This is a genomic window from Stenotrophomonas sp. YIM B13575, from assembly GCF_042787595.1.
Lineage (GTDB): Bacteria > Pseudomonadota > Gammaproteobacteria > Xanthomonadales > Xanthomonadaceae > Stenotrophomonas > Stenotrophomonas lactitubi_B.
On the sequence record NZ_JBHZOP010000048.1, the window covers coordinates 17,492 to 42,864 of the forward strand.

A 25,373-nucleotide genomic window follows, 5' to 3' on the forward strand; every position below is an offset into this window, starting at 1 on the left:
ATCCTGGAACAAGGTGGCCCGCGCCCAGCGCCGGCCGAGCGTGCGACATGAGCACTACCACCGCCCACTGTTGACCTGCCCCGAAGGCCCTGCATTCCAGGCGCCCTCGCGGCGCTTTTTTATTGCCCGGGCGTTGGCCCGGGAGCGCTTTCCAGCCCGCCCGGCGGGCCCCGCATGAAGCCATTGCAATGATCACGATTACCCTTCCCGACGGCAGCCGCCGCGAATTCGAACATCCCGTCAGCGTCATGGACGTCGCCCAGTCGATCGGTGCCGGCCTGGCCAAGGCCACCATCGCCGGTTCGGTGGATGGCGTGCTGGTCGATGCCAGTGACGTCATCGACCACGACGCCTCCCTGCGCATCATCACCGCCAAGGACGAGGAGGGCGTGGAGATCATCCGCCACTCCAGCGCCCATCTGGTCGGCCATGCGGTCAAGCAGCTGTACCCGGACGTGAAGATGGTCATCGGTCCGGTGATCGCCGAAGGCTTCTACTACGACATCTACTCCGAGCGTCCGTTCACGCCCGAAGACATGGCCGCCATCGAAAAACGCATGGGCGAGCTGATCGCGCAGGACTACGACGTCATCAAGAAAGTGACGCCGCGTGCGGAAGTCATCGAGATCTTCAAGGACCGTGGCGAGGACTACAAGCTGCGCCTGATCGAGGACATGTCGCCGGAGATCCAGGCGATGGGCATGTACTACCACCAGGAATACGTGGACATGTGCCGCGGCCCGCACGTGCCCAACACGCGCTTCCTGAAGGCCTTCAAGCTGACCCGCATTTCCGGCGCCTACTGGCGCGGCGACGCGCAGAACGAGCAGCTGCAGCGCGTCTACGGCACTGCCTGGGCCGACAAGAAGCAGCTCGATGCGTACATCAAGCGCATCGAAGAAGCGGAGATGCGCGACCACCGTCGCATCGGCAAGCAGCAGGATCTGTTCCACCTGCAGGAAGAGGCCCCGGGCCTGGTGTTCTGGCACCCGAAGGGCTGGGCGCTGTGGCAAGTGGTCGAGCAGTACATGCGCAAGGTGTACCGCAGCACCGGCTACGGCGAAGTGCGCTGCCCGCAGATCCTGGACGTGTCGCTGTGGCAGAAGTCGGGCCACTGGGACAACTACCAGGACGCGATGTTCTTCACCGAGTCGGAGAAGCGTACCTACGCGCTGAAGCCGATGAACTGCCCGGGCCACGTGCAGGTGTTCAACCAGGGGCTGCACAGCTACCGCGACCTGCCGATCCGCTACGGTGAGTTTGGCGCCTGCCACCGCAACGAGCCATCCGGCGCGCTGCACGGCATCCTGCGCGTGCGTGGCTTCACCCAGGACGATGGTCACGTGTTCTGCACCGAAGACCAGGTCGAGGCGGAAGTGACCGCATTCCACCAGCAGGCACTGGCGGTGTACCAGCACTTCGGCTTCGAGGAGATCCAGGTCAAGATCGCGCTGCGCCCCGAATCGCGCCTGGGCGATGACGCCACCTGGGACAAGGCGGAGGGCGCGCTGCGCTCGGCACTGTCCAGCTGCGGGGTGGAATGGCAGGAACTGCCGGGCGAGGGCGCCTTCTACGGCCCGAAGATCGAGTACCACCTGAAGGACGCCATCGGCCGCACCTGGCAGCTGGGCACCATGCAGGTCGATTTCATGATGCCCGGCCGTCTGGGCGCTGAATACGTGGACGAGAACAGCCAGAAGAAGCATCCGGTAATGCTGCACCGGGCCATCGTCGGCTCGATGGAGCGTTTCCTGGGCATCCTGATCGAGCACCATGCCGGCCAGTTCCCGGCCTGGCTGGCGCCGACCCAGGTGGTGGTGGCCAATATCACCGATGCGCAGGCTGAATACGTCTCTGCCGTGACCAAAAGCCTTGCGGATCAAGGCTTCCGCGTCAGCGCCGATTTGCGTAACGAGAAGATCGGCTATAAGATTCGCGAGCACACGCTGCAGCGCGTGCCGTACCTGCTGGTCATTGGTGACCGCGAGAAGGAAAACGGCGCTGTGGCGGTGCGTACGCGTTCTGGCGAAGATCTCGGCAGCATGAGCCTCCAGGCTTTCACCGAGCGGCTCCAGGCCGAGGGCGCGTAAACAAAGGTCCGGCCCGTGCGCATTGGCGCCCGGGCCGGGTTCGACACCCTTGGGAGATCGCAATATCAGTACCCCTGACAACAAACAGAACCGCAAGAATCAGGAAATCCGCGTGCCGCGCGTCCGCGTGATCGGCAGTGACGGAGAAATGATCGGCGTGTTGACGCGAGACGAAGCGTTGTCCATGGCCGAAGATGAAGGCCTGGACCTGGTCGAGATCCAGCCGCAGGCAGACCCGCCGGTGTGCAAGATCATGGACTTCGGCAAGTTCAAGTTCGAAGCCCAGAAGAAGGCCAGCGAGGCCAAGAAGAAGACCAAGCAGGTCGAGATCAAGGAAGTGAAGTTCCGTCCGGTCACGGACGAGGGCGACTACCAGATCAAGCTGCGCAAGATGCGCGGTTTCCTTGAAGAAGGCGACAAGATCAAGGTCAACATCCGTTTCCGTGGCCGTGAAATGAGCCACCAGGAACTGGGTCGCGAGATGGCCAGCCGGATCGAGGGTGATCTGGGCGAGGACATCGTCATCGAATCCCGTCCGCGCCTGGAAGGGCGTCAGATGGTGATGATGATCGCGCCGAAGAAGAAGACCTGAGGCCTGACGGGCTGCCTCGCGGGGCGCCTGGCGGCTGAATGGATGAAGGTGAAGGGGCGCCGCTGGCGTCCTTTTGCTTTTCCGCGACCGGCGCGGCCCGGTTGCGGATGAAAAGCTGTATGGGGGCTGGTTTCAGGGAGGTTTTGCCTGTATCATGCCCGGCTCGACCCACCCAGGACGGGTCGTACGCCGATCATGGCAGGACGGAAAGAGCGGCCCAGGCCGCCGCCAGATCAGTCAGAAACCAGGGTCATATCCCATCAAGGACATTGCAATGCCCAAGATCAAGACCAACCGGGCGGCGGCCAAGCGTTTCCGCAAGACCGCCTCGGGCAAGTACAAGTGCGGCCACGCCAACCGTAGCCACATCCTCACGAAGAAAGCGACCAAGCGTAAGCGTAACCTGCGTCAGACGAATCACGTCCGCGCAGAAGACGCAGGCCGTCTGGACCGCATGCTCCCTTACCTCTGAGGAACTGAAAAATGGCACGAGTTAAGCGTGGCGTACAGGCGCGTCGCCGCCACAAGAAAATCCTTGATCTGGCGAAGGGCTACTACAATGCCCGTCGCAAGGTCTTCCGCGTCGCCAAGCAGGCGGTCATCAAGGCACAGCAGTACGCCTACATCGGCCGTAAGCAGAAGAAGCGCAACTTCCGTTCGCTGTGGATCACCCGCATCAACGCGGCTGCCCGCATCAACGGCCTGAGCTACAGCCGTTTCATGAACGGCCTGCTGAAGGCTGGCATCACCCTGGACCGCAAGGTTCTGGCTGACATCGCCGTGCACGACGCAGCTGGCTTTGCTGCACTGGCCGAAAAGGCCAAGGGCGCACTGGCGGCATAAGTCCTTCCCGATGCCGTTGCCGTTCACGGAGAACGGTGTCAGGTAGAGGCAATGCATGGGGAAGGGCGCAAGTCCTTCCCCATTCTTTTTTGTGCCGGGCGCAGCTGTGCAGATGGCGGGCGACCGGCAAGCGGTGGCGACGGCGCGGCCCTTCGCGCATCGCGATGGCAGACCGACTGGAGTTCCGGCTACCCATGAGCGACATTCAATCCCTCACTTCCCAGGCGCTGGCCGACGTGGCCGCCGCGCAGAGCCCTGACGCGCTGGAGCAGCTGCGCGTGGCCCTGCTTGGCAAGAGCGGCAGCATCACCTCGCAGCTCAAGCAGCTCGGTGCGCTGCCGGCCGACGAGCGCAAGGCCGCCGGTGAAGCCATCAACCAGGCCCGCGATGCGCTGAGCAGTGCGCTGGGCGAGCGCAAGGCGGTGCTGGAAGACGCTGCGCTGGACGCGCGCCTGGCCGCCGAGGCGATCGACATCACGCTGCCGGGCCGCAGTGGCGAACGCGCCGGCCTGCATCCGATCACCCGCACCCTCGAGCGCATCACCGGCATCTTCGGCCGGCTGGGCTACGAGTTGTCCGAAGGTCCGGAGATCGAGGACGACTGGCACAACTTCGAGGCGCTGAACTTCCCGCCGCACCATCCGGCGCGCGCGATGCATGACACCTTCTACTTCGGCGACGGCCGCCTGCTGCGCACGCATACCTCCGGTGTGCAGGTGCGCTACATGGGCGACCACGCGCCGCCGCTGCGCATGATCGCCGCCGGCAAGGTCTATCGCAGCGACAGCGACCAGACCCATTCGCCGATGTTCCACCAGGTCGAAGGCCTGCTGGTCGACGAGCATTCGACCTTCGCCGACCTGAAGGGCACGTTGTCCGAGTTCGTGCGCGCGTTCTTCGAGCGCGATTTCGAGATGCGCTTCCGCCCCAGCTACTTCCCGTTCGTCGAACCCGGCGCGGAAGTGGACATCGCCTGGCAGCAGCCCGACGGCAGCACCCGCTGGCTGGAAGTGCTCGGCTGCGGCATGGTCCACCCCAACGTGCTGCGCAACGTCGGCATCGATCCGGAACGCTACACCGGCTTCGCCTTCGGCATGGGCGTGGAACGCTTTGCGATGCTGCGCTACGGCGTCAACGACCTGCGCGCGTTCTTCGAGAACGACGTGCGGTTCCTGAAGCAGTTCGCGTAACGCATTAGGTAGCGCCGGGCCATGCCCGGCGGACTCAACAACGCAGGCCCAGGCGCATGCGCCGGGCCCACCAGGGTGACACCATGAAATTCTCCGAAAACTGGCTGCGCAGCCACGTCCCGACCACTGCCTCGCGCGATGAGCTCAGCGCAGTGCTGACCGCCATCGGCCTGGAAGTGGAAGAGGTGACCGCGCTTGGCGATGGCCTGCAGCATGTGGTCGTCGCGCGCATCGTCGAAGCCGAGCGCCATCCCGAAGCCGACCGCCTGCAGGTATGCAAGGTTGATGCGGGCCAGGCTGAGCTGCTGCAGATCGTCTGTGGTGCGCCGAATGCGCGCCCGGGCCTGGTCGCGCCGCTGGCGATGGTCGGTGCGCAGATCGGTGAATTGAAGATCAAGCCGGCCAAGCTGCGCGGCGTCGAATCCAACGGCATGCTGTGCTCGGCCAAGGAGCTGGGCCTGGACAACGATGCCTCAGGCCTGCTGGAACTGCCGGATGACGCGCCGGTCGGCCAGACCCTGGTGGAGTACCTCGGCCTGCCGGACGCCAGCATCGAGATCAAGCTGACCCCGAACCGCGCCGACTGCTTCAGCATCCGCGGCATCGCCTATGACGTTGCAGCAGCGACGCGCAGCGAAGTACTGGATTTCATCGCAGAACCGATTGCTGCCCAGGGCAGCCGCGAGCTGGCGATCCAGCTCGATGCCGGTGCTGAAGCGCCGCGCTATCTCGGTCGTGTCATCGAAGGCGTCAACGCCGCGGCGAAGACCCCGTTGTGGATGGCCGAGCGCCTTCGCCGCAGTGGTGTGCGGCCGGTGTCGCTGCTGGTCGACATCACCCAGTACGTGATGCTCGAGCTGGGCCAGCCGATGCACGCCTACGATCTGGGCACCCTGCAGGGCACGATCGGTGTGCGTCGTTCGCGCGCCGGTGAAAGCCTGAAGCTGCTGGATGGCCGTGATGCTGCGCTGGACGACAGCTTCCTGGTGGTTACCGATGCTGACCGCGCGGTCGGCCTGGCCGGCCTGATGGGCGGCTTCGATACGCGCGTCACCGATGCCACCACTGCCGTGTTCCTGGAAGCGGCGCACTTCGCGCCGGCCGCGATCATGGGCCGTGGCCGCAAGCTGGGACTGCATACCGATGCCGGCCACCGCTTCGAGCGCGGCGTCGACCCGGCGCTGCCGCGTACCGCCATCGAATACGCCACCCGCCTGGTGCTGGACCTGGCCGGCGGTACGCCAGCGCCGGTGACCGAGGCGGTACATGCGGCCGACCTGCCGCAGCCGGCCACGATCCTGCTGCGCCGCGCGCGCATCACCCGCGTGCTGGGCATCACCATCGAAGACGCCGAGGTCGAGCGCATCCTGCGCGCGCTGGGCATGCAGGTGGTGGTCGCTGGCGAAGGCTGGCAGGTCACTGCGCCGAGCCGCCGCTTCGACATCGCCATCGAAGAAGACCTGATCGAGGAACTGGCCCGCATCCACGGTTACGAGCAGATTCCAACCACGCTGCCGGGCGGTGCCTCGCGCGTGGCGATGCCGAGCGAAACCCAGCTGGACGCGTTGAGCGCGCGCCGCCAGCTGATCGCCCGCGATCTGCAGGAAACCGTCAATTTCGCCTTCGTCGACGACGCACTGCTGAGCCACTGGCAGCTGCGCGACAACCTGGTGCCGCTGGCCAACCCGCTGTCGGCCGAACTGGCGGTGATGCGCCCGTCGCTGCTGCCGGGCCTGGTCGCCACCCTGGGCCGCAATGCCGCCCGCCAGCTGGGCCGCGTGCGCCTGTTCGAGCTCGGCCGCGTGTTCGCCCAGCAGGCCGGCGACGCGTCGCTCGGCGAAAGCCGGCCCGCGCCGCTGGAAACCCCGCGCGTGGCCGCTGCGGTCTGCGGTGAAGCGCAGGTGGTGCAGTGGGGCCTGCCGACCCGCAAGGTCGATTTCCATGACCTGAAGGGTGACCTGGAATCGCTGGCCGCCGCCAGTGGCGCGGTCCTGGAGTTCCGCCCGTCCACCCGTGCCTACGGCCATCCGGTGCGTTCGGCCGAGGTCTTCCGCGACGGCGTGGCGATCGGCTGGATCGGTCAGATCCACCCGCGCCTGGCCAAGGCGATGGACATCGACGTGGACGTGTACGCCTTCGAGCTGGATCTGGAAGCGCTGTCCGCCCGTGCGCTGCCGCGCGCCGGTGAACTGTCGCGCTACCCGGCGGTGCGCCGCGACCTGGCCTTCCTGGTGCCTGAACAGGTGGCCTGGAGTGACCTTGCCGCGACCATCCGCCAGGCGGCCGGCCCGCTGCTGCGCGAGCTGAACCTGTTCGACCGCTATGTCGGCCAGGGCGTCGAGCCGGGATTCAAGAGTCTCGCTATGGGCTTGATTTTGCAGGACAAGTCGCGCACTCTGACGGACCGCGACGTGGAAGCGGTAGTGGCCGAGGCGGTCACTGCCATCGAGCGTGAACACCACGCCCGGATCCGCGGCTGAGCGGGCAGCACTCGGGGGTAGCAGGCAATGGCATTGACCAAGGCGGAGATGGCGGAAAAGCTGTTCGACGAAGTCGGTCTGAACAAGCGGGAAGCCAAGGAATTCGTCGACGCGTTCTTCGATGTGCTGCGTGAAGCATTGGAACAGGGACGTCAGGTGAAGCTGTCGGGCTTTGGCAATTTCGACCTGCGGCGCAAGAACCAGCGCCCGGGTCGCAACCCCAAGACCGGCGAGGAAATTCCGATTTCCGCCCGTACGGTGGTTACCTTCCGTCCGGGCCAGAAGCTCAAGGAGAGGGTGGAAGCTTATGCTGGATCCGGGCAGTAACCGCGAACTTCCGCCGATTCCGGCCAAGCGCTACTTCACCATCGGTGAAGTCAGCGAACTGTGCGACGTCAAGCCGCACGTGCTGCGTTACTGGGAAACCGAGTTCCCCAGTCTCGAGCCGGCCAAGCGCCGTGGCAACCGTCGTTACTACCAGCGCCACGACGTGCTGATGGTGCGGCAGATCCGCAGCCTGTTGTACGAACAGGGCTACACCATCGGTGGCGCGCGCCTGCGCCTGGATGGTCCGGATGCGCGCGAGGAATCGGCCTTGAGCAACCAGATCATCAAGCAGGTGCGGATGGAACTGGAAGAAGTGCTGCAACTGCTGCGTCGCTGACCCATTTCCGCCGTAATCCGCTATACTTCACGGCCCGCCGTACTGGCGGGCACATCGCAGCATCAGTCGGGGCGTAGCGCAGCCTGGTAGCGCATCTGCCTGGGGGGCAGAGGGTCGTCGGTTCGAATCCGGCCGTCCCGACCACTGTGATGAAACAGACAAGCCTGCGCAGCGATGCGTGGGCTTTTTTGTTGCGGCGTTGTATCCTGCGCGCACTCGTACTACCGCGGCTGCTGAACCCGGTACCCACGAGAATACGATCATGGAAACGCAAAGGAACCGCGCCTGGAGGCGCTCGCAGTCGCGCCACCACGGCGGCGACCACACGGCACCACTGCCGATCTTCAAGCCGGAAAAGAACTGGAAGCTGATGTATACGCGTGGCGACAAGCTGCTGCGGGCGCGCCAGCTGGGTTTCACCTATCCGGTCCGCAGCCCGCGACAACTACTGGATCAGGAATGTTGAACCTGTTGTTTGTCTGCAGCCGCAACCAGCTGCGCAGCCCCACCGCCGAAGCGATGTGGCAGCGCCGGCCAGGTATCAGTGCGCGCTCGGCTGGTACCAGCCCGCACGCGCGCCGGCCCATCAGCCCAGCGGATATCCGCTGGGCGGATGTCATCTTCGTGATGGAGCCCAAGCACCAGCATCGGCTGCAGGCGAATTTCGCGCGCCTGCTTAAACACACGCCGCTGCACTGCCTGGACATCCCCGACGACTATCGCTGCATGGACCCGGCGTTGATGGCGCTGCTGGAAGCGAAGGTCGCCCCTTACCTCGCATCGTCAGCGGCGAAGCGGTAGATCAGCTCCGGGTCGCCTTCGTCGAGGCCGTGCACGATTCCGCACTGCACGAAGCCAGCGGCTGCCAGCAGCCGCTGCATGCTGGTATTGGACTGGTTGGTCGAGGTGAAAAGCCGGGCACCTGCGCTGCACGAGGTGGCATGCAGCAGCAACGCGCTGCCGATGCCGTATCCGCGCAGCGGCGCGGCCACCATCAGCATCTCGATGAAGGCTTCACCGAAGAAGTGCCGATGCTGCACGCGGTAGCCGGCCAGCGTGCCATCGAGCTCGGCAACGTGCATGTGGCCATCCGCCAGCCACTGGCCGATCTGCACCGCACGTCGTGGGTCATGCGCCGCAACGCTGTCGAGGGCGATCAGTGCCGGAAGATCCGTGCATTCGGCCTCGCGTATCCGAAGTGGCGGAGCCTGCAGCGCCATCGCCGACGGCTGCGCAGCAGCAAGGACATCATCGTTGCCAGATACCAGCGGTCCATGCGGTGCTTCCTGCTGTGGGAGCTTCATTCTAGCGAGGATGGGCCCGCCGCCATCGCACTCAGTAGACGCGGAACTCGGCGCGGCAGCCGTCGCTGACCCATACGCCGCGTCGGTCCCAGCCCCAGTTGCGGTCCTCGGTGCAGGTGGTGACCGACTTCTGCTTGACCAGCCGCACGTCATGACGAACGCGGATGCGGCACTGCTTCTCCTTCTTTTCGTAGGATTCGCAGACCAGGCGCTCGCCATCGCGATCACGGTCACGGTCACGTCCGGGCCAACGACCCCGCCCACGCTCTTCGGCGACGAATTCGGCACGACAGCCGTCGGTGACCCACAGCATGCCGCGGCGCTGTCCCCAGTTGTCATCTTCCACGCACCGCGTCAGCGACAGCTGCCGCGCCAGGCGCGCGCGTCCCTCGAACGGACACTGCTGGGTCTTGTTGAAGTGCGATTCGCAGGTCGTGCGCGGAGACGATTCGCTGTCGTAGTCCTGGGCCGAAACAGCGGTCGCGGCCAGCAGCAGGGCAAGCGCAGAACCGCCCAGGGGCAGTAGCAGGCGAAGGCTCATTGAAACACCTCGGGTTGGGAGTGGGACGCAAGAATGGCGCACGTGCGGCGCTCTGCGACGACCGGGCCCTGCGCCGGCTCAGGACGGATTTATAAGTGTCCGGCGGCGCATGCAGGGCGTTACATCCCGTATCATCCCGGGCACATCCGATTGCATCGGTTTACAGTTTTTTACACGTTCCGGCGCTTTCGGACACAGCCCTCGGGCATCGCCCGGGGCCGCTGGCGCGGGTGCGGACAAGGATGTGCGGACCACGACGACCACAGGGGGTTGCGTTGATCAGCAGTATCGTCATTCATCGGTCGGCCGGCACAGGCGCGGCCGAAGTGCAGGTCCTGGACACGACGTTCAAGGGCAAGCGTGTTTTCGTCGCCTGGGGCCTGCGTGGCCTGGAATTGACCCGCGAAGCCGAACCGGAAGATACGGTCGCGGCCCGCCATGCCTTGCGGCTGGTTTCGCGCCAGGCCGACGGGCCGCGCAGCAGCGAGATTTTCATCGCCAGCCAATCGGGTGTGGCGATCAGCGTCTACCGGATGCTGACCGAAGCCCGCAGCGGCGACGCAGTGTTCTTCCTGTGCGATTCGCCAGCGGTAGTGGAATGGCTGGTCACGTCGCTGGCGGTGCAGCCGGAATCGCCCGCGTGACCGGGCGCATCCCGTCGTGCGTCATGCCAACGCCGCGTCCACTGCCGCACGCGCATGCAGCGTCGTGGTGTCGAACAGCGGCACCGGGCTGTCTTCGGCACGTACCAGCAGCATGATCTCGGTACAGCCCAGGATGATCGCTTCGGCACCGCGGGCAACCAGGCGTTCGATCACCTCGACGTACACCTGCCGTGATCGCTCGCTGACCACGCCGGCGATCAGTTCCTCGTAAATGATCGCGTGCACATCGCGGCGGTCGTCGGCCTCCGGAACCAGCACGTCCAGGCCGAAGCGCTCGCTCAGCCGGCCACGGTAGAAGTCTTCCTCCATGGTGAAGGCCGTGCCGAGCAGGCCGACACGCTGTAGACCGGCCTGCACGATGGCCGTGGCGGTCGGGTCGGCGATGTGCAACAGCGGCAGCGGGCAAGCCGCCTCGATCTCACCAACAAGCTTGTGCATGGTGTTGGTGCAGATCAGCAGCAGTTCTGCTCCACCGGCCTGCAGCCGCTGGGCCGCATCGACCATCTCGTTGCCCAGCGCATCCCAGTCACCGTCATGCTGCAGCTGCTTGATGCGGGCGAAATCCAGCGACCACATCAGCAACTGCGCCGAGTGCGCGCCGCCCAACCGCGCGCGTACCTCTTCGTTGATGAGGCGGTAGTACTGCGCCGAACTTTCCCAGCTCATGCCACCGATCAGGCCAAGTGTCTTCATGCGTGTCTCCGTGCCGGGGAGCGCCATTGCAGCACAACCGGGGCCAGGCTGCTGCGTGCGAGCTTGGCCGGGGCGCACAATTGCAGATGGGCCCGTCGCAATTGCTGCCGACACGCCTGATCAGCGTGATAATGGGGTACGACAGGCAGAGGACAGGGCGATGGGCGAATGCTGTGGCTGCGGCAAGACGCTGGATGTGGCAGCCATGCAGGCGCGCCACCGGCGGGTGCTGTGGATCGTGCTGCTGATCAACCTGGCGACGTTCCTGATGATGGTCGCTGCGTCGTGGTACAGCCACTCGTCCTCGTTGCTGTCCGGTGCGCTGGACAACCTGGGCGACGCCGCCACCTACCTGCTGAGCCTGCTGGTGGTGGGGGCCGGCGTGGCGGCCAAAGCGCGGGTTGCGCTGTTCAAGGGCGTGCTGATCCTGGCGGCGGCGGTGGCAGTGGCGGTACAGATCGGATGGCGGCTGGCGCATCCGCAGGTTCCCCTGTTCGAAAGCATGGGCCTGGCCGCGCTGCTGAACCTGGCCGCGAACGGTTTCTGCCTGTGGCTGCTGACGCCCTATCGCAATGACGACGTGAATCTGGCATCGGCCTGGGAATGCGCACGCAACGATATCTTCGAGGGCATTTCGGTGGTGCTGGCGGCGGGTCTGGTGGCGCTGTTCGGTGCCGGTTGGCCGGACCTGCTGGTCGCGGTCGCACTGCTGGTCGTGTTCCTGCGCTCGGCGCTGCGGGTGCTGCGCATCGCGATGGCCGAACTGTGTGCGTCACGCGTTGCCAGCGGCTGAGCCGCAGCAGCTGTAACCGTCGATTCGACCCTGGACTGTGCATGGTGGGGACAGCCGCTGCGCACTATCCTTGCAGGGATTATTCCGGTGGACGAAGTGATGGCCCTGCATACCTGGTGGTGGTTCCTGGCGACGGTGTTCGTGCTGTGCGGCACGCCGGGTCCGAACATGCTGCACATCCTGGGGCGCAGCGTCGGCCTGGGCTTCCGTCGCAGCGTGCCCGCCATGGCCGGTTGCCTGCTGGCGATGCTGGTGGTGCTTGCGGCGTCCGCGGCCGGCCTGAGCGCGGTGCTGCGCTCGTCGCCGATGCTGTTCGATGTGCTGCGTTATCTGGGTGTGGCCTACCTGGCCTGGTTGGGCATCAAGGCCTGGCGGGACAGCTACCGGCAGGCGCCGGTGGCGACAGACGTCGATGCAGCGCTGGCGCCGGTACATGGTGCCTGGGCAGTGTTCCGTGGCGGTCTGCTGGTGGGGCTGAGCAATCCCAAGCTGCTGCTGTTCGCCGCGGCGTTCCTGCCGCAGTTCGTCGACCCGGCGCGTGGCCAGGCCGTGCAGTACACGGTGCTGGTGGCCACCTTCGCCACCTGCGAACTGTTCTGGTACGTGATGTACGCGGCGGGTGGACATGGGCTGCGCCGTTGGCTGGCAAAGCCCTTTGCGCAACGCTGGTTCGAACGCCTGGTCGGCAGCGTGTTTCTCGCCTTCGCAGTGGCGCTGCTGCGCTTCCGGCCCCGCTGAGCCGGATCGTTTCACGCCGCGCCTGCGACCTGTTCACGTGTGTGGCATCGCGGCCTGCCTAACCTGATCGCACCTTCAGTATTCCCGCCAGGGAGAGGATCGACATGATCAAGTGGGCCATCATTTTCGCCATCATCGGCCTGATCGCCGGCGCGCTGGGTTTCGGCGGTATTGCCGGCGCCGCGGTGGGCATCGCCAAGTTCCTGTTCTGGGCCGGCATCATCATCGCCGTCGTACTTTTCGTACTCGGCATGACCGTCGCGAAGAAGGTCGCCTAGCCCGCCAGTTCGTACAGCGGCGCGCTCAATGCGCGCTGCTGTGCGAGAACAGGTTGATGACCAGCACGCCGGCACAGATCAGGCCGATGCCGATCAGTGCCGGTGCATCCAGGCGCTGCTTGAATACCAGCAGGCCGATCAGCGAGATCAGCACTATGCCGACGCCGGACCAGATGGCATAGGCAATGCCGGTGGGGATCGACTTCATCGTCAGCGACAGCAGGTAGAAGCACACACCGTAACCGGCGAGCGCGCCCAGCGTCGGACCGAGGCGGGTCATGCCTTCGGATGCCTTGAGCAGGGAGGTGGCGATCACTTCCAGCACGATCGCGCCGGCCAGGTAGAAATAGGGGTTCATCGCAGTTTCCCGTTCATGCCGGTTCGCACAGCTTCAGTGCCTCCAGGGCCATGGCCTGGGCATTCTGGCGTTCGGTTTCGTCCAAGGGCCGCCCATAGGCGGTCGCCCAGTAGCCATCGGCAACGCAACGCGCGGCGTACAGGCGCGGATCGCAGGCTTCAGCCGGAAACTCGGCCAGCATGCCGCGCATCCACGTTCTCCAGTGGACCAGCAGCGCTGGCTCCAGCATGTTGCCCATGGTGAGCCCGATATCGTTGATCTGCTCCTGCTGCAGCAGATGCTCGAAATTGACCTGCACATAGGCACGGCTGAAGCCGCCATGGCGGGGCGGGGACTGTCGCAGCACCTCGCGCACTCTGTCCTCGAAGTCGGCGATGAGCGAGGTCAGCGTTGCCTCGACCAGGTCCTGCTTGCTGCTGAAATGATGGAACAGCGCGCCCTTGCTGACACCGGCCGCGTCGGCGATGTCCTGCACGGTAAGGGCCGCCAGTCCATTCTGGCCGATGGTGTGGGCGGTCGCGTGCAGCAGCGCCTGGCGCACGCTGTCGGGCGCCTTGCGGCGGGAGCGGGGAGGGGATTCTGGCATGGGGGAACGAAACCGACTGGACGGTATGATTGTAGCCCGAGGGCGATGCGCCCGACGCGCACGATCAGTTCAGCAGGTCACTGCAGATAGAACGCGATGCCGGTGCCGAGCTGCAGGTCGGGGCTGTTGCGATTGAGGCCCAGATCGAAAGAGGCATCCAGCTGCACGTTCGGCCGCAGCATCCAGGTCAGGCCTGCGCCGGCGATGGCCTGGTCGGGTTGCTGCCTGGCGCGGGTGAAGCCGGCTTCGATGTAGGTACCCAGCCGATCGGTCACGCTCAACGCGAGGCTTGGCGACCAGGTCGTGCTGCGCTGGCCCGCGCCGCGCTCGTGACTGCCATACAGCGCACCGCTCCAGCGCTCGTTGAAGGTGTGCTCGACGCTGGCGGCCAGCGCGTACTGGCGGCCGTCGCTGAAGGCGGCATCGCCACGCGCGATCACTCCGCTGGCCAGCAGCGCCCAGGCCGTGCGCTCGGTACTGCCGGGACCGGCCCATTTCACTCCGACCGTGCTGTCGCCGGCGCCACGTTGCTGCGTGCGCGGCATGTCAGGGCCACGTTCGCGCTGGCGCTGCCACGGTGTGGACGCCAGCTGCAGTTCCCAGCCGGGTGCGAGGCCCGTGCGCAACAGCAGGTCGCTGGACAGCGATGTCGTACGCAGGCCGTCGCGATCACGATCACGTTGATAGCTGGGCAGGCCGACTTCGACGGCAAGGCCGCCACGCGGCACTGTGTCGGTACCGAAGCCGATGCCGGGACGGTCGAAGCTGGGAAGTTCTGCGGCCAGCACCGGGGTGCTGGCCAGCGACAGGGCGATCAACAGGGTGTGACGCATGCGGGTTCCGTCTCGCAGGGGGCTCCAGCATGCGCGGGGATGCCGTGCGCGCAGCGTGAGCCGCGCCGTTCAGTCGCCGATGCGGGCGAAGCGTGGCTGTGGGCCGTGCTCGCCGGGCACCTGTTCAATGAACATCGGATAGGGACGCACCCACAGTCCGCCTTCGCCGTACAGGGCGCGATAGAGCACCATCGGCTGCAGCGTTTCACTGCTGCGGACGATGTCGATCACCTCGTACTCGCCACCTTTGAAGTGGCGGTAGCGGCCGGGCGCCAGCGCCGGCAGCGGGGACAGATCGGTCATTGGCGGCATCCGTTACCTGCGCGCCGGCGACGCCGGGGTAGCGCAGTAGGCGTCGATGGCTTCGGCGGTGTTGGCCAGGCCCTGTGCTTGCGCCAGTTCCCACGGCCGCTCGCAGCGCTGGCTGTGCTCGCACCACTGATAGCCGGCCGAACCGATGCATCCGTGCGCATCGCGGTCGCCACCGACCACGGGTGTGGCGGCGTCACGGGTGACCGGTCTTTCCGGGCTGGCACAGGCGGCCAAGGCCAGCAGCGGGATCAGGAACAGGACTTTCATGGGTGCGGCTCCGTGCCGTAAACCGATAGTCTGTGCGGTCCCCGCAGCGGCGGCAAGCCTCGCTGGCCAAGCCTCAACTCAGCGACGCGCGGACCAGTTCCTCGATCAGAACCACGTAGCTGGCGGCGAAATAGAACTTCAGCAGCGTCGAACGCTGCAGTGGAAGCGAGGTGCGCATGTGGAAGGGGCCCCTGTTGATGACGGTAGTGTGAAGCGCGGCTGACTTCGTGACAAGGGTCACGGAATGGATTTCCTAAATGGCCTCAGGGATGTGATGGGCGGCGCTTTCTTAGGTGCTGGTAGGGAGTTTTCGGATAAATCCGATAGGTCTTTCCCGAGGCGCTGGCTAGGCTGGTCGGGCATCGGAGATCGGCCTTGTGCCGGTCCCGGATTTCCCAGAAACGCAGGAGCCTACGATGGTCATCACTGTCCAATGCAATGCCCAGCGGTGGTCCGTGCTGGATCCGCAGACGCGCGCGACCGAAGTGTTCAGCACCGGCGCGGCCGCCTTCGACGCCGCTGCCTCGCGGGCCAGCGAACATCACTGCCGTACCGGCCAGCACAGCACCGTGCGCGTGGAAGCCCTGGGCACCGCGGTCGACGCGCTGCACTTCGGCCGCTGAGCCGGCGCAGCCGCAGTCAGTTGCGGTTGGGTTGGTTGAATGGGGGAAAAACCGCCGTCGCAGCTCCCTCTGTGCGCCACGCCGAGAATCCCCGATGCTTGCCTCCACCGTATTCACCTGGAGACGAGGGATGGGCAAGGGACTCACTTGGCGCACCGTGGCGTGCACCCTGTTGCCGATGATGGCTGCCGCTGGCGGCGCGCAGGCGCAGAACTATGGCTACGACGATCGCTACGATGATCGTGGCGGCAATGGCATCGTGCGCTGTGAATCGATCAAGAACCGTAGTAATGAGTGCCGGCTGGAAGGGCGCGCGCGCATGATCCGCCAGTTGTCCGGCTCCCCCTGCGTGGAAGGTGAGACCTGGGGCCAGTCCCGTTACGGTGTCTGGGTTACCCAGGGCTGCCGCGCCGAATTCGTCGGTGAGTACCGGCGGCCGGGCGGTGGCGGCGGTGGTTGGGGCGGCGGTGGCGGCAACGGCTGGGGCGGAAGCCAGTGGGGTGGTGGCGGCCAGGTGATTGCCTGCCATTCCAATGACCGGCGCCAGCAGTACTGTGATGCGCAGGTTCGTCGCGGCGTGCGCCTGGTACGACAGGAATCGCGCAGCGCCTGCATCGAAGGCCAGAGCTGGGGCTGGGACCGTCGTGGCATCTGGGTCAGCAATGGCTGCAGGGCCCAGTTCCAGGTGAACTGAGCGGCCGACGCAATCGGCTCAAGATCAGAGAAATCTGATAGCGATCACACTTCTTTCCTCGTATTGTCGACTCCCGGGACGCCTTGCGCGTCCCGGTTCGCACTGGCCATCCCTGTCGCGCCCGGTGCGGTCATTCTCTCGTCGTCGATACGCTGTTCAAGGAGTGAGCAACGCATGTTGATCCGACTGCAATGTGAGCAGCGCCAATGGCGCGTGCTGCACCCGGACAAGCCGGAACCGATCGAGTTCCGTGATGGCGTCCGTGCCTTCGATTTCGCCGAAACCCTGGCCCGCCTGCATTTCACCGACACCGGCCAGCGCGCCTCGGTGCGGGTGGAGTCCAGCGGTGCTTTTGTCGAAGCGATCAGCTACGGCTGAGAGCGCCGATCGCCGGCAGGGTCTGCGGCATCCACGCATGGCGTGGATCTACTTTTACCCTGGTAGATCCACGCCATGCGTGGATGTATCTCTGCGCCACCAGTGCCTTGGTAGATCCACGCCATGCGTGGATGAGGGGCCTGGGGAGCCACGCATGACGTGGCCCCATAACCCCGGCGACGCTCAGCCCGCCGCGCTCAGCGGCGGGTTACCGGCTGCCAATTGCGGCCAGCGCTTGAGCAGAGCCGCACGGATGCCGGCGGCATCGATGCCGGCCTCGGCCAGCAGGTCCTCGCGGCTGGCGTGATGCTGGAAGGCATCGGGCAGGCCCAGGTGCAGGATCGGGCGCAGTACGTCCTCGGCATTGAGCAGTTCGGCCACGGCCGAACCGGCGCCGCCGGCCACCACGTTGTCTTCGATCGTCACCAGTGCGTCGTGCTGGTTGGCCATGGCCAGCACCAGTTCGCGATCCAGTGGCTTGACGAAACGCATGTTGACCACGCTCAAACCCAGTTCGCGACCCACCTGTTCAGCGGCGGCGACGGTGCTGCCGAAGGCGAGCAGGGCGACGCGGTTGCCCTGCAGGCGCAGCTCGCCCTTGCCGATCGGCAGGGTCGACAGATCGCTGCCGGCATCCACGCCGGTACCGCTGCCGCGCGGATAGCGCACTGCAGCCGGGCCGGGGTGCTGCAGGCCGGTACTGAGCATCTGCCGGCACTCGGCTTCGTTGGACGGGGCCATCACCACCATGTTCGGCACGCAGCGCAGGAAGCTGAGGTCCAGGTTGCCGGCGTGGGTTGCACCATCCGGGCCGACGACGCCGGCGCGATCGATCGCGAACAGCACATCCAGGTCCTGGATGGCCACGTCGTGCACCAGCTGGTCGTACGCGCGCTGCAGGAAAGTGGAATAGATCGCCACCACCGGCTTGCCGCCCTGGGTGGCCATGCCTGCGGCCAGGGTCACCGCGTGCTGCTCGGCGATGGCCACATCGAAATAACGCTGCGGATATTCCCGGCTGAAGCGCACCAGGCCCGAGCCTTCGCGCATCGCCGGGGTGATGCCATACAGGCGCGGCTCGGCCGCGGCGGCGTCACACAGCCAGTCGCCAAACACGTCGGTGTAGGTCGGCTTCTTCGCGCCGGTCTTGGCCACCAGGCCCTTGTCCGGATCGAACGGGCCCACCGCGTGGTAACCGATCTGGTCGCCTTCGGCCGGCTCGTAACCCTTGCCCTTGGTGGTCATGACATGCAGCAGCTTCGGGCCCTTGGAGGCACGCAGCGTCTTCAGCGCGGACAGCAGCGCCGGCAGGTCATGGCCGTCGATCGGGCCGGTGTAATGGAAGCCCATCTCCTCGAACATCGTGGACGGCACGAACATGCCCTTCCAGTGTTCCTCCCAGCGCTTCACGAAACGGGCCGGGTTGTTCTTCTTGTCACCGAGGATCTTCTTGCCGCCTTCGCGCAGCGCATTGAGCGTGCGGCTGCCGGTGGCGCGGCCGAGCATCTTGGTCAGCCCGCCCACTGCCTCGGAGATCGACATGTTGTTGTCGTTGAGGATCACCAGCAGGTTCGGTTCCGGTTCCATGCCGCCGGCGTGCATCAGCGCCTCGAACGCCATGCCGGCGGTCATCGCGCCGTCGCCGATCACGGCCACGACCTTGCGGTCGTCACCTTCGGTCTGGCGCGCGATGGCCATGCCCAGCGCTGCCGAGATCGAGGTCGAGGAGTGGCCGACGCCGAAGGTGTCGTATTCGCTCTCTTCGCGCTTCGGGAACGGCGCGACGCCGTCCTTCTGCTTGACGGTGTGGATCTCGTCGCGGCGACCGGTCAGGATCTTGTGCGGATACGTCTGGTGGCCGACGTCCCAGACCAGCTGGTCGACCGGGGTCTGGTACAGGTAGTGCAGGGCCACGGTGAGCTCGATCACGCCCAGGCCGGCGGCGAAATGGCCGCCGCTTTTGCCCACCGATTCGATCAGGTAGGCACGCAGTTCATCGGCAACCGCCGTCAGTTCGGATTCGTCGAACGTGCGCAGGTCATCCGGTGTCTGGATGCGCGCGAGGCGGGGATAGCGGGCAGAGTCGATCATCATGTTCGCACTTGTTCTGAACGCCCATTTTCGCCCTCAAACGGGGGTGGGGCAAGCAAACGCCGCCGTCCGTGACAGGACGGTGAGGGTTGCAATTTCAGGTGTTCAGGTGCAGAGCTTGGAGCGCTTGGGCAGCTGGGCCCTCAGGAATGCCATCTGGTCGGCCAGGATGTTGCGGTTGGACAGGATCAGGTGCTCGATCCAACTCGGCCGGTAGGGCACCGCCAGCAGTGGCATTCCGGCCTGTTGCGGGGTGCGGTCGCTCTTGCGCGAATTGCAGTGGAAGCAAGCGGTGACGACGTTTTCCCAGGTATCCAAGCCGCCTTTGGACAAGGGCATGACGTGGTCGCGGGTGAGAGTCGGGCGTCCGAACTGCTGACCGCAGTAAAGGCAGAGATGAGCATCGCGGGCGAACAGGGCCGGGTTGGTCAGGTTCGGTGTCGGGTCCAGCGCACGTGAGCGGGCATGGCCGCGCGCGGCGATGATCGGGTGCAGGTCCATCCCGCTCTGCATGCCACTGCGACGATTGGTCCCACCGTGGATGTGCAGGCAGGGGTCGCCGAGTGTCCAGGCGACGGCATCGCGGGCGTAGAGGCAGGCGGCGTCCTGCCAGGTGATCCAATCCAGGACCCGCCCGTGGCCATCAAGTGAGAGCAACCGGACCGTGCCGGGGCGATGCAGCGTCGTGGCGTTGGGCGATGCTTCGGCGCCCGGAGCAGAAAACGGAGCTCCGGCTTCGATCAGACCCAAGCGTGTAGTGTCTGTCTCCATCGGGAAAACAGCTTATACCTGAATGTTGACGATTTGTGTATCGCCCAGCGGGCGATACACAAATCGTCAACATTCAGGTCCGCGCATTCCACCTAATCCCCGCACCTGTCGGCGCGCCCCCTTTAACAAAAGGGGGCTTTTCTCCAGACGGATTTCGGGGGTTTCCATCCACGCGTGGCGTGGATCTATGTGTCGACCAAGGTCGACACCTACCAACAGCCGCGGGGAGTTGTCGAAGGCGGGGTGGGTCCGGTTGCGGGGGCGTGAGCGCCATGGATGGCGCGACCGAGGCTACAGGGACGTACTTGCGCCGTCCCCCGCAATTGGACCCACCCCGCCATCCCGCAGGAAACCAGCCGTTGCTGTTGCTGTTGCTGTTGCTGTTGCTGTCGCTGTCGCGGGTGCCGGGCGCGGCCCGGCTCAGGCGCCGAAGCGTTCGTCGTCCATTGCCATCAGCGGTGCGGCACCCGCCTGGATGGCGGCGGCGTGGCCGAGGGTGCGCGGCAGCACGCGGGCGAAGTAGAAACGCGCGGTCTCGCGCTTGCCCTGGGCGAATGCTGCGCCGTGTGCGCTGGCATCGGCGGCGGCAACGCTGCGGGCCCACCAGTAGGCCAGCACCACATACCCCGAATAGAACAGGTAGTCGTAGCTGGCTGCACCCAGTTCGTCCGGGTTGGCGGCCGAACGCTGCAGCACGTCCATCGTCAGCTTGCCCCACTCGGCGGCCTTGGCGCGCAGCGGGCCGATGAACTCGGCCAGGCTTTCGTTGCCCTCGTTGGCCTTGGCGAACGCTTCGATCTCGGCCAGCATCAGCTTCAGGCCAGCGCCCTGGCTGGACGCGGTCTTGCGGCCGATCAGGTCCAGCGCCTGGATGCCGGTGGTGCCTTCATACAGCGTGGTGATGCGGGCATCGCGGGCCAGCTGTTCCATGCCGTGCTCGCGGATGTAGCCGTGGCCGCCGAAGCACTGCAGCGCGTTGTAGGTGTTCTCGATGCCCCATTCGGTCTGGCAGGCCTTCGAGATCGGGGTCAGGAAGCTCACCAGGGTGTCGGCGCGCTCGCGTTCGCCGGCATCGTCTGCATGATGGGCGACGTCGATCAGGGTGGCGGCGTGCAGCGCCAGCAGGCGGCTGCCTTCCACCAGCGACTTGATGGTCAGCAGCATGCGGCGCACGTCCGGATGCACCAGGATCGGGTCGGCCGGCTTGTCCGGGAACTTCGCGCCGCTGAGCGAACGCGACTGCAGGCGCTCACGGCTGTACTTCAGCGCGTTCTGGTAGGCGCGCTCGGACAGGCCGATGCCCTGCAGACCGACACCCAGGCGAGCAGTGTTCATCATGGTGAACATCGCCTGCAGGCCCTTGTGCGGCTGGCCGACCAGGTAGCCCTGGGCGCCATCGAAATTCATCACGCAGGTGACCGAGCCCTTGATGCCCATCTTGTGTTCGATGGAGCCGCAGCGCAGCGCATTGCGCTCGCCAACGTTGCCGTCGCGGTCGACCTTGAACTTCGGGGTGACGAACAGCGAGATGCCCTTGGCGCCCGGGGGAGCGTCGGGCAGCTTGGCCAGCACCAGGTGCACGATGTTGCCGGTCAGGTCGTGCTCGCCGGCGGTGATGAAGATCTTGGTGCCGGTGATCGAATAGCTGCCATCGGCGTTCGGCTCGGCCTTGGTCTTCAGCAGGCCCAGGTCGGTGCCGCAATGCGGTTCGGTCAGGCACATGGTGCCGGTCCAGCGGCCTTCGATCAGCGGCTTCAGGAACGCCTCGTGCTGCCAGGCTTCGCCATGCTGCTTCAGCGCTTCGATGGCGCCGTGCGACAGCAGCGGGAAGTTGCCCCAGGCCAGGTTGGCGGCGTTGATCATTTCGTTGAGCGGCACGCCCAGGGTGTGCGGCAGGCCCTGGCCGCCCAGTTCCGGCGACGCGGTCAGGCCGGTCCAGCCGCCGTCGACGAACTGATCGTAGGCCTGCTTGAAACCGGGCGGCGTGGTCACTTCGCCGCTGGCCTGGTCGAGCACGCAGCCGATCTCGTCGCCCACGCTGTTGAGCGGGGCCAGTACGCTGGCGCTGAAGCGGCCGGCTTCTTCCAGCACGGCATCGACGACGTCAGCAGTGGCGTCGGTGAAGCCCAGGCGGGCGAACAGCGGCTCGACCTTCAGCACATCGTGCAGGCCGAAACGAAGGTCGGAAAGCGGGGCGGTGTAGCTGCTCATCGGTGCGTCTCGATTTGATCAGTAACAGGGGGAGCGGCGCGATGCGTCGCGGCGGAAAGCGGAGATCAGCGCAGCACGCCCGGCAGGCCCGGGGCCTGGTTCAGCGTGCTGCGGCTGTTGATATCGAAGGTGCGCTGCTTCTTTTCCTGCGGCGTGGCCGACACCGTGCCCTTCAGGCTGTAGGCGAGGGTGCGGTTGCTGGCCAGTGCGTCGGCGATCACCAGGCGTGCAGCCGGGCTGGGCTTGAAGTTGACGTTGATGACATCGGCAGAGACACCGCCAATGGAGATGCCCGGCTTGGCGGACAGGGGTCCGGCTTCTGTGTCGCCGATGGTCAGGGCCAGCGCGACGTCGTCGAAGCTCATCGGCATCGAACTGTAGTTCTGCAGACGGAGGGCGACGGTCCAGTCGCCGTTGGCCTGCACGGTCAGCTGCTGCAGGCTCGCGGCCGGTTCCGAAACACGCTTGACGATGCCATCGCCGCAAGCGGCCAAGGCCAGGGTGCACAGGATGATCAAGACGGTACGGAAGCGGTGGAGCATGGGCGCAGGTCCTCTGAAGGCGGTGCGTGGAATAAGCATACTACGGCGTATGGTGGAAAGGGCGCCTGCGGCGACCGGCCACAGAGGGTAGCGCGTGAAGATGCACGCGAGGCGTGCGCGATGCCGGATTGCGGACGTAGCGTGCCCCGGTTGGGCGGCGCCTCAGTCGGCCGGGGTGTCGCGCAGGGGTGCCATCATGCGCAGCGGTGCGAGGTCGTAGCCCATCGCTTCGGCCTTGGCCTTGAGCCGGTCGAACAGGGCGCGGTCCATCTCCGGCAGGCGCGCGAGGATCCACAGATACTTGTGGCCGGGTTCACCGACCATCGCCCACTGGTAGTCCGGGTCCAGCGCGATCACCCAGTAGTCGGCCCAGACCAGCGGCACCCAGCTCAGCCAGTCGGGAACGAAGCGCACCTGCAGCTGGCCGGGCTGTCCCGCAACGGGCCGCGCCACGCCTTCGGCGACAACCCGCTCGCCATCGGCCTTGCGGCAGGCATTGGTGACGCTGATGCGGCCATCGCGGCGCAGCCCGTAGTTGGCGGTGATCTCGCCGACGCACTGCTTCTGGAACGACACCGGCAGATGGGCGATCTCGTGCCACTGGCCGGCGTAGCGATCGATGTCAAGTTCGCTGACGGCGCGCACGGGCTCGGCAGCGAGTGCCGGTGCGGCGAAAAGCAGCAGGCAGGCGAGCAGGGCAGGGCGCAGATGCATGGGTCGGCTCCGGGCAGGACTCTGGAGCGTAGGTTGCCCGGCACGCGGAGGTGTGAATGTTTCGTCAACCCACGTGCCGCATCCGCGCAGGATCGATGCGGCGCGATCCACGTGGTGCTTGGTCGGAAACTCACAGACAAAAAAAAGACCTGCATCTCTGCAGGTCTTTGAACATGGTGGCCGAGGACGGAATCGAACCGCCGACACGGGGATTTTCAATCCCCTGCTCTACCAACTGAGCTACTCGGCCATGTAGAAAAAAAAGACCTGCATTTCTGCAGGTCTTCGAAAGTGGTGGCCGAGGACGGAATCGAACCGCCGACACGGGGATTTTCAATCCCCTGCTCTACCAACTGAGCTACTCGGCCACTTGTTTCGTTGCAGCGATGTCGCTGCCGAGGACGCGCATATTACGGACGTAGGACAGGTTCGGCAAGCGTTTTGGAAAAAAACCTTCACATTGGTGTCTGCGACCGGTGGAAGGCCGTGCAAGTGGTTGATCCTGCGTTGACCAGCTTGGCCGGAAATGCTGGACGCGGAAAACAGCGGCCCGCCGCTGACGCCAAAGCTGACGGGGCAAGCGATACAGCGCCGGCGTGGGGAAGGCGCCGATGGAACGCTGTTTTCATGGCGCCCACGAGGGCAGGGCACGGCGTACTGTCGCGGTTCCCTCCCCGACGCTGCCCGCAGCAGAGCCATTGGACATGTCCGATTCAACCACCCGCATCGTGCTCGCCTCGCGTCCGCAAGGTGCGCCGCTCGCCGCCAATTTCCGCCTCGAACAGGCGCCCCTTCCGGCGCTGGGCCCCGGCCAGGTGCTGTTGCGCAACCGCTACCTGTCGCTGGATCCGTACATGCGCGGACGCATGGATGATGGCCCGTCGTACGCACCGCCGGTGGCAGTGGATGCGGTGATGGAGGGCCAGACCGTGGCCGAAGTGCTGCAGTCGCAGGCGCCTGGCCTGGCGGTGGGCGACCTGGTGCTGGCCCCGGGTGGTTGGCAGACCCATGCCGTGGTGGCAGGCGATGCGATCAGCCGGCGCCTGGATCCGGCCGGGCTGCCGCTGAGTACGGCATTGGGCGTGTACGGCATGCCGGGGTTCACCGCGTACTCCAGCCTGATCGAAATCGGCAAGCTGCAACCCGGTGAGACCCTGGTGGTGGCGGCTGCAAGTGGACCGGTCGGTGCCACCGTGGCGCAGTTGGCCAAGCTGCAGGGCGCGCGCGTGGTCGCCATCGCCGGTGGCGAGGCCAAGCGGGCGTACCTGGAAACACTGGGTGTGGACGTGGCGCTGGACCATCGCGCATCCGATTTTGCCGGACAGCTGCGTGCTGCCGTACCGGATGGCATCGACGTGTATTTCGAGAACGTGGGCGGGCACGTGCTCGACGCCGTGCTGCCGCTGCTCAATGATTTCGCGCGTATTCCGGTGTGCGGCACCATCGCCACCTACAACGCCCGCGGCGTCGCGCAGCCTGGGCCGGATCGGCTCCCCGCGCTGTTCAGCCAGATCCTGCGCCAGCGGCTGACCGTACGTGGCTTCATCGTCCACGACTTCAAGCATCTGTGGCCGGATTTCGAGCGTGACATGCCGCAGTGGCTGCGCGATGGGCGTATCCAGTACCGCGAAGACGTCGTGCAGGGGCTTGAGAATGCACCGGAAGCCTTTTTTGGCCTGCTGCAGGGGCGCAACTTCGGCAAGCTGGTGGTGAAGCTGGATTGAGCGACTGCTTCGCGGACCTGGATCTGGACGCATGCCGCGTACAGGAAGCCGTCGGCGCTGCATCGGTGCGAAGGCTGCACGCGCTGTTCGCAGGCAGCCGACCACCGCATCACGCAGGCGCGGCTAGCGTTGTCGGCGTCACGCCGGCCTGTTGCCGGCGTTGTGGGAGCGATTCATGACCGAACACGACAAGAAGACCTCGAACGCCCACGAAGGCGTGCAGGAAAGTCGCCAGGACCGGCAGCAGGATGAAGTGGCCAAGCAGCGCCCTGGCCAGCAGGACCAGAAGGTACGTGACGCGCATTCGCGTGCACCGGTGCGCAAGGACGGCGGGCAGGACCCGGCCTGAGCGGTTCGCCAAAACAGAAAGCCCCGGCAGTGCCGGGGCTTTCTGTTTT

The 25,373-nt window shown here is 65.7% G+C and carries 32 protein-coding genes and 3 tRNA genes; 20 read left to right on the forward strand and 15 right to left on the reverse strand.

The features are described 5' to 3' along the window. Positions 1-188 precede the first annotated feature (188 nt). The 11 genes from thrS (at position 189) to ACFX4F_RS09035 (ending at position 8,660) form a co-directional block, all read left to right on the forward strand. The gene (gene thrS / locus ACFX4F_RS08985) at positions 189-2,090 is read left to right on the forward strand and encodes a threonine--tRNA ligase (protein ID WP_380654296.1); all 1,902 of its coding nucleotides are present in this window, start codon (positions 189-191) and stop codon (positions 2,088-2,090) included. A 49-nt stretch (positions 2,091-2,139) separates the two neighbouring features. After that, complete coding sequence (infC, locus tag ACFX4F_RS08990; protein ID WP_089236282.1) at positions 2,140-2,682, forward strand: translation initiation factor IF-3; 543 nt, start codon at positions 2,140-2,142, stop codon at positions 2,680-2,682. A 274-nt stretch (positions 2,683-2,956) separates the two neighbouring features. Then, positions 2,957-3,154: a 50S ribosomal protein L35 gene (rpmI, locus tag ACFX4F_RS08995; RefSeq protein ID WP_002811096.1), complete on the forward strand. Its 198-nt coding sequence runs from the start codon at positions 2,957-2,959 to the stop codon at positions 3,152-3,154. Positions 3,155-3,165: 11 nt separating this feature from the next. Further along, a complete protein-coding gene (gene rplT / locus ACFX4F_RS09000) occupies positions 3,166-3,525 on the forward strand; it encodes a 50S ribosomal protein L20 (RefSeq protein WP_005410435.1) in 360 nt (119 codons plus the stop codon). A 194-nt stretch (positions 3,526-3,719) separates the two neighbouring features. Beyond that, positions 3,720-4,715 carry a phenylalanine--tRNA ligase subunit alpha gene (gene pheS / locus ACFX4F_RS09005; RefSeq protein ID WP_049468839.1) on the forward strand — a complete coding sequence of 332 codons (996 nt, stop codon included), beginning with the start codon at positions 3,720-3,722 and terminating at the stop codon, positions 4,713-4,715. Positions 4,716-4,798: 83 nt separating this feature from the next. After that, the gene (gene pheT / locus ACFX4F_RS09010) at positions 4,799-7,195 is read left to right on the forward strand and encodes a phenylalanine--tRNA ligase subunit beta (protein ID WP_380654348.1); all 2,397 of its coding nucleotides are present in this window, start codon (positions 4,799-4,801) and stop codon (positions 7,193-7,195) included. A 27-nt stretch (positions 7,196-7,222) separates the two neighbouring features. After that, a complete protein-coding gene (locus ACFX4F_RS09015) occupies positions 7,223-7,522 on the forward strand; it encodes an integration host factor subunit alpha (RefSeq protein ID WP_005410432.1) in 300 nt (99 codons plus the stop codon). Beyond that, positions 7,503-7,859, forward strand: coding sequence for a MerR family transcriptional regulator (locus ACFX4F_RS09020; protein ID WP_005410431.1), 357 nt, complete (start codon positions 7,503-7,505; stop codon positions 7,857-7,859). Before ACFX4F_RS09015 ends, ACFX4F_RS09020 begins: the two co-directional genes overlap by 20 nt. 67 nt (positions 7,860-7,926) lie before the next feature. Then, positions 7,927-8,003: transfer RNA gene (locus ACFX4F_RS09025), tRNA-Pro, on the forward strand. Positions 8,004-8,121: 118 nt separating this feature from the next. Next, positions 8,122-8,325, forward strand: a complete 204-nt coding sequence (locus tag ACFX4F_RS09030) for a hypothetical protein (protein WP_380654351.1) — start codon at positions 8,122-8,124, stop codon at positions 8,323-8,325. Further along, a complete protein-coding gene (locus ACFX4F_RS09035; RefSeq protein WP_380654354.1) occupies positions 8,319-8,660 on the forward strand; it encodes a low molecular weight protein tyrosine phosphatase family protein in 342 nt (113 codons plus the stop codon). The genes ACFX4F_RS09030 and ACFX4F_RS09035 overlap by 7 nt, the downstream gene beginning before the upstream one ends. On the opposite strand, the gene ACFX4F_RS09040 is transcribed toward ACFX4F_RS09035, so the two are convergent. Further along, positions 8,630-9,079 carry a GNAT family N-acetyltransferase gene (locus tag ACFX4F_RS09040; RefSeq protein ID WP_380654411.1) on the reverse strand — a complete coding sequence of 150 codons (450 nt, stop codon included), beginning with the start codon at positions 9,077-9,079 and terminating at the stop codon, positions 8,630-8,632. The two genes, ACFX4F_RS09035 and ACFX4F_RS09040, sit on opposite strands and share 31 nt — an antisense overlap. Positions 9,080-9,194: 115 nt before the next feature. Then, entirely contained in the window at positions 9,195-9,704 is a 510-nt protein-coding gene (locus tag ACFX4F_RS09045; RefSeq protein WP_380654357.1) for a DUF3011 domain-containing protein, read from the reverse strand. Positions 9,705-9,979: 275 nt separating this feature from the next. Between ACFX4F_RS09045 and ACFX4F_RS09050 the strand changes: the two genes are divergently transcribed. Next, positions 9,980-10,348 carry a hypothetical protein gene (locus ACFX4F_RS09050; protein WP_380654360.1) on the forward strand — a complete coding sequence of 123 codons (369 nt, stop codon included), beginning with the start codon at positions 9,980-9,982 and terminating at the stop codon, positions 10,346-10,348. Between the two features lie 21 nt (positions 10,349-10,369). Here ACFX4F_RS09050 and ACFX4F_RS09055 read toward each other — a convergent pair whose 3' ends face one another. Further along, complete coding sequence (locus ACFX4F_RS09055; protein WP_380654363.1) at positions 10,370-11,062, reverse strand: aspartate/glutamate racemase family protein; 693 nt, start codon at positions 11,060-11,062, stop codon at positions 10,370-10,372. Positions 11,063-11,222: 160 nt separating this feature from the next. Here ACFX4F_RS09055 and ACFX4F_RS09060 point away from each other — a divergent pair, with 160 nt between their 5' ends. The 3 genes from ACFX4F_RS09060 (at position 11,223) to ACFX4F_RS09070 (ending at position 12,871) form a co-directional block, all read left to right on the forward strand. Beyond that, on the forward strand, positions 11,223-11,855 hold the full coding sequence (locus tag ACFX4F_RS09060; RefSeq protein ID WP_380654366.1) for a cation transporter: 633 nt from the start codon (positions 11,223-11,225) through the stop codon (positions 11,853-11,855). Between the two features lie 99 nt (positions 11,856-11,954). After that, positions 11,955-12,593, forward strand: a complete 639-nt coding sequence (locus tag ACFX4F_RS09065) for a LysE family translocator (protein ID WP_380654369.1) — start codon at positions 11,955-11,957, stop codon at positions 12,591-12,593. Positions 12,594-12,697: 104 nt separating this feature from the next. Further along, positions 12,698-12,871, forward strand: a complete 174-nt coding sequence (locus tag ACFX4F_RS09070; RefSeq protein WP_025876319.1) for a DUF1328 domain-containing protein — start codon at positions 12,698-12,700, stop codon at positions 12,869-12,871. Between the two features lie 25 nt (positions 12,872-12,896). Here ACFX4F_RS09070 and ACFX4F_RS09075 read toward each other — a convergent pair whose 3' ends face one another. The 5 genes from ACFX4F_RS09075 to ACFX4F_RS09095 form a co-directional block, all read right to left on the reverse strand. After that, positions 12,897-13,229 (reverse strand): SMR family transporter, encoded by a 333-nt coding sequence (locus ACFX4F_RS09075; RefSeq protein WP_089236273.1) that lies wholly within the window; start codon positions 13,227-13,229, stop codon positions 12,897-12,899. 13 nt (positions 13,230-13,242) lie between these two features. Then, a complete protein-coding gene (locus tag ACFX4F_RS09080) occupies positions 13,243-13,815 on the reverse strand; it encodes a TetR/AcrR family transcriptional regulator (protein ID WP_380654373.1) in 573 nt (190 codons plus the stop codon). Between the two features lie 77 nt (positions 13,816-13,892). Beyond that, entirely contained in the window at positions 13,893-14,648 is a 756-nt protein-coding gene (locus ACFX4F_RS09085) for a transporter (protein ID WP_380654376.1), read from the reverse strand. Between the two features lie 69 nt (positions 14,649-14,717). Next, positions 14,718-14,951 carry a DUF1653 domain-containing protein gene (locus ACFX4F_RS09090; RefSeq protein WP_099819082.1) on the reverse strand — a complete coding sequence of 78 codons (234 nt, stop codon included), beginning with the start codon at positions 14,949-14,951 and terminating at the stop codon, positions 14,718-14,720. Between the two features lie 12 nt (positions 14,952-14,963). Further along, positions 14,964-15,227 (reverse strand): hypothetical protein, encoded by a 264-nt coding sequence (locus tag ACFX4F_RS09095; RefSeq protein ID WP_380654379.1) that lies wholly within the window; start codon positions 15,225-15,227, stop codon positions 14,964-14,966. Positions 15,228-15,643: 416 nt separating this feature from the next. Here ACFX4F_RS09095 and ACFX4F_RS09100 point away from each other — a divergent pair, with 416 nt between their 5' ends. The 3 genes from ACFX4F_RS09100 (at position 15,644) to ACFX4F_RS09110 (ending at position 16,922) form a co-directional block, all read left to right on the forward strand. Next, positions 15,644-15,850, forward strand: coding sequence for a hypothetical protein (locus ACFX4F_RS09100; RefSeq protein WP_380654382.1), 207 nt, complete (start codon positions 15,644-15,646; stop codon positions 15,848-15,850). 130 nt (positions 15,851-15,980) lie between these two features. Further along, positions 15,981-16,544 carry a DUF3011 domain-containing protein gene (locus tag ACFX4F_RS09105; RefSeq protein ID WP_099819085.1) on the forward strand — a complete coding sequence of 188 codons (564 nt, stop codon included), beginning with the start codon at positions 15,981-15,983 and terminating at the stop codon, positions 16,542-16,544. A 174-nt stretch (positions 16,545-16,718) separates the two neighbouring features. Next, the gene (locus ACFX4F_RS09110; protein ID WP_032978640.1) at positions 16,719-16,922 is read left to right on the forward strand and encodes a hypothetical protein; all 204 of its coding nucleotides are present in this window, start codon (positions 16,719-16,721) and stop codon (positions 16,920-16,922) included. A 183-nt stretch (positions 16,923-17,105) separates the two neighbouring features. Here ACFX4F_RS09110 and dxs read toward each other — a convergent pair whose 3' ends face one another. The 7 genes from dxs to ACFX4F_RS09145 all read right to left on the reverse strand — a co-directional run bounded on the left by dxs (position 17,106) and on the right by ACFX4F_RS09145 (position 23,619). Beyond that, the gene (dxs, locus tag ACFX4F_RS09115; protein WP_099819123.1) at positions 17,106-19,013 is read right to left on the reverse strand and encodes a 1-deoxy-D-xylulose-5-phosphate synthase; all 1,908 of its coding nucleotides are present in this window, start codon (positions 19,011-19,013) and stop codon (positions 17,106-17,108) included. A 105-nt stretch (positions 19,014-19,118) separates the two neighbouring features. Beyond that, on the reverse strand, positions 19,119-19,784 hold the full coding sequence (locus tag ACFX4F_RS09120) for an HNH endonuclease (RefSeq protein WP_025876340.1): 666 nt from the start codon (positions 19,782-19,784) through the stop codon (positions 19,119-19,121). A 420-nt stretch (positions 19,785-20,204) separates the two neighbouring features. Beyond that, positions 20,205-21,995, reverse strand: a complete 1,791-nt coding sequence (locus ACFX4F_RS09125; RefSeq protein WP_099819086.1) for an acyl-CoA dehydrogenase C-terminal domain-containing protein — start codon at positions 21,993-21,995, stop codon at positions 20,205-20,207. Between the two features lie 65 nt (positions 21,996-22,060). Continuing rightward, on the reverse strand, positions 22,061-22,537 hold the full coding sequence (locus tag ACFX4F_RS09130) for an LEA type 2 family protein (RefSeq protein WP_099819087.1): 477 nt from the start codon (positions 22,535-22,537) through the stop codon (positions 22,061-22,063). 162 nt (positions 22,538-22,699) lie between these two features. After that, positions 22,700-23,251, reverse strand: coding sequence for a lipocalin family protein (locus tag ACFX4F_RS09135; RefSeq protein WP_099819088.1), 552 nt, complete (start codon positions 23,249-23,251; stop codon positions 22,700-22,702). Between the two features lie 174 nt (positions 23,252-23,425). After that, a tRNA-Phe gene (locus ACFX4F_RS09140) sits at positions 23,426-23,501 on the reverse strand. A gap of 42 nt (positions 23,502-23,543) precedes the next feature. Beyond that, a tRNA-Phe gene (locus ACFX4F_RS09145) sits at positions 23,544-23,619 on the reverse strand. Between the two features lie 336 nt (positions 23,620-23,955). On the opposite strand from ACFX4F_RS09145, the gene ACFX4F_RS09150 reads away from it, so the two are divergent. Beyond that, on the forward strand, positions 23,956-24,975 hold the full coding sequence (locus ACFX4F_RS09150; RefSeq protein ID WP_099819089.1) for an NADP-dependent oxidoreductase: 1,020 nt from the start codon (positions 23,956-23,958) through the stop codon (positions 24,973-24,975). A 175-nt stretch (positions 24,976-25,150) separates the two neighbouring features. Beyond that, positions 25,151-25,324 carry a hypothetical protein gene (locus ACFX4F_RS09155; RefSeq protein WP_165787239.1) on the forward strand — a complete coding sequence of 58 codons (174 nt, stop codon included), beginning with the start codon at positions 25,151-25,153 and terminating at the stop codon, positions 25,322-25,324. The last annotated feature ends 49 nt before the right edge of the window (positions 25,325-25,373 follow it).